Here is a 10,905-nt window from a genome sequence, read left to right as displayed (position 1 = left end):
CTTTGGGGCAGAAACAGAAACGAGTTAATCATGAATGACCGCTCATGGCACAAACCGGAAATAGCCCACGCACTAATTCTATATTTATACATTAAGGTTTCTTCAGACTTAATGTAATTCATTTCAATCATTCAACTATTTACCTAAATCTAAACCTATTTAAATTCAAGGTGAGGCTTTAGTTAATAAATCTCAATTTAAGTGCCACACTTCGAATGAAATTCAAACAATTCTCAACCTGCCGCGAATTCTCAATTTAAGTGGCGCTGACCAAAAACGTAAAAAAAGCTAAAAAATCACCAAAGATGTATTGATAACAGTTACCATTTAGATTAGTATGCATTTACTAAATGTAATTGAGAGTGGTTTGTATTCATGTATATTTGTCTATGTCACGGGGTGACTGATAAAAAAATTGAGCAGACAATTGACGATGGGGCTACCACCATGCGTGAATTAACGAAAGAGCTTAAAGTGGGCAGCCAATGCGGTAAGTGTTGTGGTTGTACTAAAAAGATCCTTAATCGTAAGTTAATTCAAATTGCCGATATTACCGAGCAAGTTGCTTAATTACATTACAAAAATTTAGTTATAAAAAAAGCAGCTAATCAGCTGCTTTTTTTATGTGTGTTACTTAGCGATATTACAGCTGCGACTGCAGGTAGTTTTCAAGCCCTGTGGTGCTTATCAGTAACTGCTGTGTTTCTAGCCAGTCAAGCTGCTCTTCTTGCTCATGTAAAATATGATCAAGTGCTTCACGGCTGATATAGTCTTTTTTACTTTCGGCTAATTTAATTGCTGCGCGTAAGTCGTCTAAGGTATCTTGTTCAAAGCTCATGTTAGCGGCAATCATTTCTTCGCTGTTCTCACCAATGCGTAAGCGGCCTAAGTCTTGTAGGTTAGGCAAGCCTTCTAAAAACAAAATACGCTCAATTAAACGATCGGCATTTTTCATTTTTTGAATAGACACTTTGTAGTCTGCTTTGTCTAATTTGCTAAAGCCAAAGTCTTTAAACATGCGCGCATGTAAAAAGTATTGATTAATACCTACAAGTTCATTTGCCAGTACTTTGTTTAGCGCTGCAATAACGTCTTTATCGCCTTTCATAATAATGTGCTCCTATTCGCCCATTTGTGCTTGGTGATAGTTTTGGCTGCCAATTTTATCAATAAGGCCCAGTTGTTGCTCTAACCAATAAACATGATCTTCCTCGGTATCAAACAGCAGTTTTTCTAATATTTCACGTGACTGGTAGTCTTGCTGTTGTTCACAAATGGCGATCACCTCTTTTACGCTGGCAACCACTTCAAGCTCTAAAGTTAAATCGTTTTGCATCATGCTTTTTACATCGGTGCCAATTAATAGGTCACGACGCTTTGTCATGTTAGGCACACCTTCTAAAAATAGAATGCGTTTTATTAACCAATCGCAATGATCTTTTTCTTCTTCCATTTCATGGTTAAGGCGCTCATAAAGCTTGTTTAAGCCCCAGTCATCGTACATGCGTGAGTGAATGAAATATTGGTCAATGGCTGCTAATTCGTTAGCCAACAATGCATTAAAAGCATCGATTACTTTTTGGTTACCTTTCATGATTTTTCACCTTAACAATTTCAATTGGCAACAGTGTAGTCTATATCTAATTATTTGCAAGTTTTCCTTAAAAATCATTGTGTTACTATTGGTTTTGATTCTTATTTAAGTTTGCGTTAGTAAAACCTAAGGTTTATCAGGTGCAAAGCCTACAAAAGGGGCAAGGGGTAATTAATATTGGGTTAAAAGTGGCTGTAAAAGCAACCAGGCTGTCTAAAATAATGGTGTGTAAGAGAAGGTGATACTTAAAGCACAAACAGCTGTGCGTGTAGGGGCTTAGTTACGCGCTAATCTCAGGGTGATTAACGCGTAACTATTTGTTGTTTAATTAAAAATTAAAATTGATAGTTTGCACCGAGTGTTACTGTGGTGCCTAATCCTTTAATGTTGTAGCCGCCATAGGTATAAGCTTGTGAACGGGCAGGGTAGTAGTCGCTATTTAGTAAGTTTTCGATACCAAAATAACTACTCCACTGGGAATTAATTTGGTATTGGCCACTTAAATTAACCACGTTATAGCTATCTACCGCCCCTTGATCGCCTACATATTGACCCTGCTCGTTTCTAGCAAAGCGTTTACGGTCGCCTACGTGTAAGTAGCTAAGCGTTAGCGCTACATCGTCGTGCGCTTGCCATGCTAAGTTGGCGGTGGCTTTTGGCGGGCTAATTTGTTTAGCGCCTAAATATTCGTCATTGGCGCTATTTTTACCTTCAACATAACTATAGGTGGCTATCAGCTTAAGTTGCGGTGTGATGGTGTAATTAACTAACCCCTCGTAACCCCAAATTTTTTGCGGAGCGCGCACCGGCTCATAAATGCCGGTTACCGGGTTAAATTTATTACTGGTGCCTAACTCTGAAGTGCTTCTGTATGCAGCAAATTCAAACCTTAGCTCATCAAACTGTGAGGTAAAACCAATCTCATAATTATCGATAATAGAAGCTTGGGTTTGAATTAACGCAATATCATTCACGGTTGCCGTGCGCAGTAATCGGCCAATATCTGAGATATCAGAGCCTTGTGAGTAACTAATAAACGGACTGAACGCGTCAGTTAAATTGTATTTAATCCCCGCATTATAGGTGGTTGCTTGATATTTAAGGGTATCGCCACGCACACTCATCGGCACCGAACACTGCGTTTCGCTTTTACACAGTTTTAGTGTTTGGTAGTCAGCCACGGTTAAATCAATGTTTTCTTTACGTACTCCCGCTTTAACAATGATATCGTCGTTGATCACCCATTTTGTTTGTAAAAAGCCAGCAACACTCTCCATGTCCATTTCAGGCACCCACACACGACCATCGACTAAGGGTTGCGATGTTTTATCGTTAAGGGCATCTATACCGTAAATTAAGGTGGTGGTGAGGTTGTCAAAATCAAACTGGCTGTTAAACGTGGCTCTAGCACCTTGTTTGTTGGATTTAATCACCGACTGACCACCGCTATAACCTTCATCGGGGTTGGCTAAAGCCGTTGAAAAGAAAAACACGTTTTCGATATCTTGTTTATACAGATCGAGTGTCATTTGGGTGTTTTCAAGTAACGCGTAATCGAGGTATTTTAGGGTGATATTTACATTACCTTCTGGGCCTTGCGGTTTGCCCTGTTTTTGTAACTCTTTAGGAACATGAATAGCGTAAGTTTTTTCGCCGATATTACCGTCGCCAACCACATCGCCTAAGTCTGTTTTTTGCTGCGAACTGTAAAAGTTGTAGCTAAACTGCAGTTGTTTTTCGTCATCAAAATCATAGCTGAGTTTAGTAAAATAGTTTTCAGTTTCTGAATCAGATAAGCCGTAAAGTAAACCTAAAATATCGCCTTCTGCGTCACGTTGTACACCGTTTTCTTCGTAGCTTGCGGTGACTAAATAGCTAAATTTATCGAGCTTGCCATTGATAGCCGCCGATACCCGTGCACCTGCGCTTTCTGCGGGTTTTACCGCACTAAAACGGCTCGCTATGCTAAATTCACCTGATGCTGTGTTATTACTTTGTGCTTGTTTAGTGATGTAGTTAATAACCCCACCCGAAGCACCATTGCCATACACAGAGGTCGCGCCTTTAATTACTTCAATACGCGCTATGGCACTTGCATCGAGGGTTTTTACACCCAGCGAGCCGTTACGCAGTGGCGTTGATTGTGGCACACCATCAATCATAATAAGCGGTGCGCGCCCGCGCAGTGTTTGCCCCGAGTTGCTTGAGCTACCGGTGCTAGGCGCTAAGCCAGGCACCATTTGTGCCAATAAGCTGCTTAATTCAGGATTCACTTTTAGATGCTGCTGAATTTGCTGCTGATTAATAATAGTGATTGACGCGGGTACCTCATCAATACTTTCCACAATACGGCTGCCCGACACAATAACGTGCTCTAGTGGGTCTGCTGAATAGCTATTTTTAGTATTTTCATCGGCAAATGCGGCTGCGCTTACAGCCACACTTAGTAAACAAAGGGAAGTTTTTAACATGATAACTCTGGTTGATGTTGTTTTTTGGTAATAATAACCATTATCATTACCTGCATCAAGTGTTAATGAGATTTATTTCGCTTTAATCTTTTTAACCAAAAATATATGCCGCTTATAACAAAAAAACTCAATGACAAGGTGAGCAGTAACCATAAAAACTGCACCACGGGGCCGGCAAAATTACCAATATGAAACGCGTATTTAAAGTGCCATGCTTGGGTGGTGACATTTGTTTTACTGGCATCAAACGCGTTGATCACCTTTGCAGTATAGGGGTTAACCCACACCCAGCTAAAGGCATGGCTTTCGCCCGGGTTTTTAACGCGTATAGCCAAGGCTTGATCCGCCTTTTGCGGTAAGTACACCCGGTATAATGGTGCGTGCTGAAACACCGCGTGGGCATTGTTTATCGCCATAGTATAACGCGGAGTGGCTGTTGGATTAGCCACAATGCTGGGTGGGGTGGGACGTTGTTCAATGTGACTAACGGTGACAAATTCTAATACTGTTTGAGTGGCGCTTTTCCAGTTAAATGCCATACCGGTAAAGGCAATAAGTATTAAAGGAATAAACAAATAGACGCCTAACACGGTATGTAGCTGATACAGCAGTACGCGCAATTTGGCACTGGGTTTAATGGCTAAGCGTTTTAGCCGCTTGTTAGGTTTTACCCATAAGTAAAAACCAATTAATAGGTTAATTATGAGCATTAACGCACACACCGAGACCCAGTTTTGTAATGGCTTGTTGCCGTCGTTATCTTGCCATAATAACCAGCGGTGCAACGCTAAGGTAAAGCCATAAAGGGTATCGGTTGACTGATAGCGATACAGTATGTCATTGGTATAAGGATTTATGCTTACGTAGCTGTTATCGGCTAGTTTAAACTGCCATGCGAGGGTGGGGTTGGTTTCGGGCATAAAAAAATGCACTGGCTGCCCCGTTTGCTGTTGTACATGCGCTATTAGCTCGTTGTAATTGCGGTGTTTGGCGTGCTCTGTGACTAACCACTTATCAGCTTGCATTAAGTGTTGTAGGTCTTTGGCGTAAATAAGCAGTGCGCCTGTCACACTAATAATCAATAAAAATAGCCCGCTGATCAGGGCCAACGCTAAATGCGTTCTGCGTAACCAAAGCTTCAAAAGCGTGTCTCGATAGTAGGTGAAGATGGTTAATTTTAAATGATAATGAGAGTGGTTTTCAATTAGTTTATTTTATTAGTGATGAGAGGCTTTAATATGGCTTTCTATGATGCAATATTCAATCTGAAAGTTGTCGTGTAAGTAGTGTTTAATAGCGCTTAGCGGTGGTGCTGTTTCTGAGTCTATTATAAGCTCGCAATGGGTTGTTTTATCATCGAGTTGCCACAGTTTAATGCTGGTTACTTCGCTAATATTAAAGTGTTGTTTAATGGCAAGTGCTACCGCGTGAGTGTCAAACTGGTGTGGCGCAGCTTGCATCAAAATACGGCAACTTTGCTTAAGCAGTAACACGCCATGGTAAATAACATAACCAGCAATTAACAGTGTGGCAATTAAATCAACCACATACCATTGATATAAAATAATTAAAGTACCGGCAATCATCACCACAATAGAGGCCATGGCGTCGGACACATTATGAATAAAAGCAGCCCTAATATTGATACTATTATGGGCACCCGCGCGATAAGTTAACACCGCCGTGATCACATCAATAAGCAGTGCAAATGACGCCACCCATACAATAATCCAACCATCAATAACTTGTGGGTTGAGGTAACTCATTATTGCTTCAATAACTAAATAGCCGCCAATAATAATAAGCGTGCAGCTGTTGAAGGCCGTGGCAAGAATTTCGGCGCGCTGATAGCCAAAGTGATGGCTGCTGTCGGCAGGTTTATGCGCAATTTTACGTGCTAGCAGTGCAATAAATATAGCCGCTGCATCGCTAAGGTTATGCAGCGCATCGGCAATTAACGACAGGCTACCCGATAATAACCCCCCTATCACTTGGATTACGGTAAGCAATACATTAATGACGATAGCAAGTAGGAGCTGTATGTTACTGTGGTTTTCATCAACATGATGATGCGCGTGATTATGCCCCATGAACCCCTCAAGTTACTATAAATACTAATAATGTTATAGCATGTGCAATTTAAAACAGCTAGCGGCAATACTGTATACGTTAGGTCATTATTTTGGCTGTGGCTTGCACCGTGCGCTGATTAATGCCTTAATACATAAAATACCTAGTGATAACGCTCTGAGTAATATAGTGTTTATTTTCATCGCTGCGCATTTCGGGTATAAATACAGCATACTATTGAGCTTGCTGCTTGTTGTATAAGGTTAAAAACAGCGAGTTTGTCACTGCAGCAAGGTTACACAAGTGATTGAATAATATAGCAACACAGTTCGTTAAAGCACACAATAGGTACCCAGTTGGATAATACTGAACAAAAAACAACAGCTCTAGATTTACACCCCCAGGGTGACCAATTTGCTTCCTTGCTGGAAAATATTCCCGGTATTATTTATCGCTGTAAATGCGATAAACAATGGACCATGCTGTATATGAGTAAGCAAACAAAAACGCTGACAGGCTATGATCCACAGGCGTTGATAAACAATAAGCAGCTGAGTTTTTTAGATATTATTCACCCTGACGATCATGTAAAGGTTGAACAGGCTGTTCGCTTTGGGGTTGAACAGCAGCAGTCGTGGTCAATAGAGTATCGCATTGTTAGCCAAAGCGGTGAAACTCGCTGGGTACACGAAAAAGGCCGCGCAAGTTACGATACTTCCGCAAACGTGCTGTTTTTAGATGGATTTATTAACGATATAACCGAGCGCTACCAAGCGCAGTTAAAATTGTCGCGCCAACAAAGCCTGCTCGAATCGATGAGTAAACAGGGGCAAATAGGGGCATGGGAAATAGATTTAAAAGCGCAAACCCTATTTTGGTCAGATGAAGTACGTGCTATTCATGAAGTTCCCGATGACTTCACTCCAGATATAGCCACCGCAATAAACTTTTATAAACCAGGTTATCACCGAGATAAAATAACAAGCTTGTTTGATAATGCGATTACCAAGGGTGAAAGCTGGAATATTGAGCTGCTTATTATCACATATAGTGGTAAAGAACGTTGGGTGAGAGCTATCGGGCAAAGTGAATTTGAACAGGGCCAATGTGTGCGTGTTTTTGGCTCTTTTCAGAGTATTGATACCCATAAGCGACTAGAACTCGAAAGCGACAAGGCCAATCGTTACAATAAAAATTTGGCGATGCTCACCGTGGCACCCCAAGTACAAAGTAGTAATGTGCAGGAAGTAAAAAAGCTCGCGGTTAAATCTATGTGTGAAGTGCTTGGTGTGCAGCGGGCATCTATTTGGATTTTTAATGAAAAACGCGATGTGCTGTTTTGCCACAGTATCTGTATTAAAGGGCAGGGGGTGCAAAGTTCGAATGCCACACTCAATGCAAAAGATTACCCCGCTTATTTTAAAGCCATTTATAAACAAAACTTAATTGCTATTGATAATGTAGAAACCCACCCGGCAACAATTGATTTTATTGAGGGTTATACAAAGCCTTTTAACATTAAGTCGATGCTTGATGCAGTGATCACCACCGGCGATGGCAATTTAGGTATTTTATGCGCCGAAACGGTAGGTGAGTTTCGCCAATGGACGCAAAGCGAAGAAACCTATTTGCGCTCGCTTGCCACCTTGCTAGGTAGCAGCTTAGTGTCACAACGCCGTAAAGCAACCGCAGAAAAATTAAAAGACGCGTTAATTCAGGCTGAAGCTGCAGCGGTGGCTAAAAGTCAGTTTTTAGCCACCATGAGCCATGAAATACGCACCCCAATGAATGGCGTGCTAGGTATGTTAGAACTGATTCAACTTGAATCGTTACCTAAGCCAATAGAAACTAAGGTGGCGATTGCTAAAACCAGTGCCCATGCGCTGCTTGGGGTAATCAACGACATTTTAGACTTTTCAAAAGCGGAAGCGGGTAAAATTGCGCTTGAAAATATCAACTTCAATGCTCGCGACCTAATCGGCGAAGTGGCCGCTGCTCAAGCCTTTATGGCACAAAGCAAAGGCATTGAAATTATTTTGGATTTAGTGGCGTTAGAGCCCTCGTACTTATGCGGCGATCCGGGGCGAATTCGTCAAATATTAACTAACTTAGTCAGTAATGCGGTGAAGTTTACGCACCGCGGCGAAGTGCTGATCAGTGCCGCGTTAAAACGTACAAAGGGCGCATTAACACTGCAAATAACAGTAAAAGACACCGGTATTGGCATTAGCGAAGACAAGCAGCAGCAATTATTTTCGCCCTTTATGCAGGTGGATGCATCCACCACCCGCGAATATGGCGGCTCTGGACTAGGGCTGGCAATTAGTAAACAGTTATGTGAATTAATGGGCGGCGAGATCTCGTTAAAAAGTGCCGCGGGAGTAGGCAGTGAATTTAGCATCAGTTTGAACGTTACACAGGCTGAGCAGCAAGTGCATTACATTCCAACAGTTAACATTAATCAGTTAAATATATTAGTGGTTGATGATAATGAAACAAATCGGCTGGTTATTTCGGAGCAACTGGGACATTGGGGCGCCAAGGTCGCGTTAGCATACGATGCAGCGCATGCATTAGCACTGTGTAAAGCCAAGCTTGATAGCAAGCAGCCACTGTACGATATTGCGGTGTTAGATATGCAAATGCCTGGCATGGACGGCATTGAATTATGTAAACGATTAAAAGCCGATGATAATTATAAGCACATACCGCTGGTGATGATGACCAGCATAGCTGGAATGGAAGGCGCACAGCGATATTCTGACGCTGGCTTTCAGGCCTATTTTCCAAAACCGGTCACCACTGCCGATTTAATTTCGGCGTTGTCGGTGATCAGCAGTAATAATCAACAAGAAACGCTGCCTTTAGTCACCTCCGGTTATATTTCATCGTTACGCAAAGCGAAAACAACCGACCTTGCAGCGGTATTGCTTGTTGAAGATAATCCGATAAACCAGCAAGTTTCGACGTTAATGCTGAAAAAGCTTAATTATGACGTTACCTTAGCTGAAAATGGCCAACAAGCATTAGACATTTTACGTGGCTATGAGCAAAACCACTTTAAAATGGTACTGATGGATTGCCAAATGCCGGTGATGGATGGTTATGATGCGAGCCGAGCTATCAGAAATGGCGCGGCAGGGCAGCAACACAAAGCAATTAACATTATAGCGTTAACCGCCAATGCTATGGAGTCTGATAAACAGCGCTGCCTAGCAAGCGGCATGGATGATTATTTAAGCAAGCCGATTCAGTTAGATATTTTAAAAGCGAAACTAGCGCAGTATGAGGGGGTTGACCTTTGAGGGTTAAAATTTTCACTTTCGGACGATTTAACCACCGCGCGCTGTGAGCTAATAAAATTCCTGCAAGTGCAAATTCAAATTAAAAGATAAACACGGCCAGTAAGGTGATAACACAATGAAAAGTAGTATTGAAATTAGGGATGCGAAGCCTAGCGATGCAAAAACGATTTTGCACTTTATTAATGAGCTGGCAATTTATGAAAAAGAGCCCGACGCCGTTAAAACCAATGAACAGGCGATTCTCGACACCTTATTTTGTGACAGTGCCACCGCCCATAGCATATTGTGTTTAGACGGTGAAGAGCCTATTGGTTTTGCCGTGTATTTTTATAATTACTCGACTTGGTTAGGTAAAAATGGCTTATACCTAGAAGATTTATACGTCAGCCCAGACAGCCGTGGCAAAGGGGCAGGTAAAGCCATAATGAAACATTTAGCCAATCGTGCCTTGGCTAACAATTGCGGCCGTTTTGAATGGGTGGTGCTCGATTGGAATCAGCCCGCTATCGACTTTTATAATAGTATTGGCGCAGAGCCACAAGATGAATGGATTATTTATCGTTTAACCGGGCAAGCGTTAATCGACTTTGCCTCGTAGCGATGGGAACAGGTTCGAAACTGGCTAGTAATGATAGTGAAATGGGGTATGCTGGTTTTTTTGAATAATTAACAACAGCAGCTTATGAATGTGAAATACTGGCAACACGCACGGCAAAGTCGCGATGCACGCTTTGATGGTTTGTTTTATGTAGGCGTTAAAAGCACCGGTATTTATTGCCGGCCTATTTGCCCCGCGCCGACAGCGAATGAACAAAACGTGGTGTACTATCAGTACGCGCATAATGCAGCACTTGCCGGTTTTAGACCTTGTATGCGTTGCCGCCCAGACAGTGCGCCGGGCAGTGCCGCGTGGCAAGGCACAAAAACCACAGCGCTGCGCGCCAAGCAATTAATAGATCAAGGTGGCAGCCACGATTGCGAACAGTTAGCGCAGCGTTTGGGCGTAAGTAGTGGTTATTTAAGGCGGTTATTCAAGCAGCACTTTGGGGTGTCTATGTCACAATATCGCTTATTTAACCAATGTCAGTTTGCTAAAAAGCTGATCCAAGAAACGTCTTTACCGCTTACGCACATCGCATTTGCCGCTGGGTTTAACAGTGTTAGGCGCTTTAACGATGCGTTTTTACAGCAGCTCAATATGGCACCGTCGGCTCTTCGCCACATCAGCACTCAGCCTAATTCTACCCTTAACTTAATTATTCCGTTTAGACCGCCGTATAATTGGCCTGCTATGCAGCGCTTTTTAGCTAAACGGCTCATAGCGCCAATGGAATGGTTAACAGACACAAGCTATGGGCGTACGTTTAGCAATGCGCAAGTTAAGGGGCATTTTACGGCGCACTATGTTGCAGCAAAAAATCACTTTCGTGTGGATATTCAAATAGATAATACTCAGTACCTGCAG

Annotated in this window: 8 protein-coding genes and 1 pseudogene; 4 read left to right on the top strand and 5 right to left on the bottom strand. The window is 42.2% G+C overall.

The genetic code is table 11. The annotated features are described in order from the left end of the window. Nucleotides 1-375 precede the first annotated feature (375 nt). Complete coding sequence (locus ABYB02_RS10560) at nucleotides 376-570, top strand: (2Fe-2S)-binding protein (RefSeq protein ID WP_372762423.1); 195 nt, start codon at nucleotides 376-378, stop codon at nucleotides 568-570. 73 nt (nucleotides 571-643) lie between these two features. Here the strand turns inward: ABYB02_RS10560 and bfr (ABYB02_RS10555) are convergent, their stop codons facing one another. From bfr (ABYB02_RS10555) to ABYB02_RS10535, 5 genes are all read right to left on the bottom strand, one after another. Then, on the bottom strand, nucleotides 644-1,108 hold the full coding sequence (gene bfr, locus ABYB02_RS10555) for a bacterioferritin (protein WP_372762422.1): 465 nt from the start codon (nucleotides 1,106-1,108) through the stop codon (nucleotides 644-646). A gap of 12 nt (nucleotides 1,109-1,120) precedes the next feature. Further along, complete coding sequence (gene bfr / locus ABYB02_RS10550) at nucleotides 1,121-1,594, bottom strand: bacterioferritin (RefSeq protein ID WP_372762421.1); 474 nt, start codon at nucleotides 1,592-1,594, stop codon at nucleotides 1,121-1,123. 335 nt (nucleotides 1,595-1,929) lie between these two features. After that, nucleotides 1,930-4,065 carry a TonB-dependent receptor gene (locus tag ABYB02_RS10545; protein WP_372762420.1) on the bottom strand — a complete coding sequence of 712 codons (2,136 nt, stop codon included), beginning with the start codon at nucleotides 4,063-4,065 and terminating at the stop codon, nucleotides 1,930-1,932. A 62-nt stretch (nucleotides 4,066-4,127) separates the two neighbouring features. Continuing rightward, nucleotides 4,128-5,207 (bottom strand): PepSY-associated TM helix domain-containing protein, encoded by a 1,080-nt coding sequence (locus ABYB02_RS10540; protein WP_372762419.1) that lies wholly within the window; start codon nucleotides 5,205-5,207, stop codon nucleotides 4,128-4,130. 75 nt (nucleotides 5,208-5,282) lie between these two features. After that, on the bottom strand, nucleotides 5,283-6,155 hold the full coding sequence (locus ABYB02_RS10535) for a cation diffusion facilitator family transporter (protein WP_372762418.1): 873 nt from the start codon (nucleotides 6,153-6,155) through the stop codon (nucleotides 5,283-5,285). Nucleotides 6,156-6,464: 309 nt separating this feature from the next. On the opposite strand from ABYB02_RS10535, the pseudogene ABYB02_RS10530 reads away from it, so the two are divergent. The 3 genes and pseudogenes from ABYB02_RS10530 to ABYB02_RS10520 all read left to right on the top strand — a co-directional run. Beyond that, nucleotides 6,465-9,440, top strand: a pseudogene (locus ABYB02_RS10530) (response regulator); the annotation flags it as partial. Nucleotides 9,441-9,555: 115 nt separating this feature from the next. Further along, entirely contained in the window at nucleotides 9,556-10,038 is a 483-nt protein-coding gene (locus tag ABYB02_RS10525) for an N-acetyltransferase family protein (protein WP_372762417.1), read from the top strand. An 84-nt stretch (nucleotides 10,039-10,122) separates the two neighbouring features. Then, nucleotides 10,123-10,905: bifunctional transcriptional activator/DNA repair enzyme AdaA (locus tag ABYB02_RS10520; protein WP_372762416.1), on the top strand; the 783-nt coding region annotated here is incomplete at its 3' end.

Source organism: Pseudoalteromonas sp. (genome assembly GCF_041613455.1).
Taxonomy (GTDB): Bacteria; Pseudomonadota; Gammaproteobacteria; order Enterobacterales; family Alteromonadaceae; genus Pseudoalteromonas.
This window is presented reverse-complemented; position numbering and strand designations above follow the sequence as displayed.

Bases quoted from the DNA above. Each gene is read 5' to 3' on its own strand.
- ABYB02_RS10560 (WP_372762423.1), top strand. From the start codon at position 376: ATGTATATTTGTCTATGTCACGGGGTGACTGATAAAAAAATTGAGCAG.
- bfr (WP_372762422.1), bottom strand. From the start codon at position 1,108: ATGAAAGGCGATAAAGACGTTATTGCAGCGCTAAACAAAGTACTGGCA.
- bfr (WP_372762421.1), bottom strand. From the start codon at position 1,594: ATGAAAGGTAACCAAAAAGTAATCGATGCTTTTAATGCATTGTTGGCT.
- ABYB02_RS10545 (WP_372762420.1), bottom strand. From the start codon at position 4,065: ATGTTAAAAACTTCCCTTTGTTTACTAAGTGTGGCTGTAAGCGCAGCC.
- ABYB02_RS10535 (WP_372762418.1), bottom strand. From the start codon at position 6,155: ATGGGGCATAATCACGCGCATCATCATGTTGATGAAAACCACAGTAAC.
- ABYB02_RS10525 (WP_372762417.1), top strand. From the start codon at position 9,556: ATGAAAAGTAGTATTGAAATTAGGGATGCGAAGCCTAGCGATGCAAAA.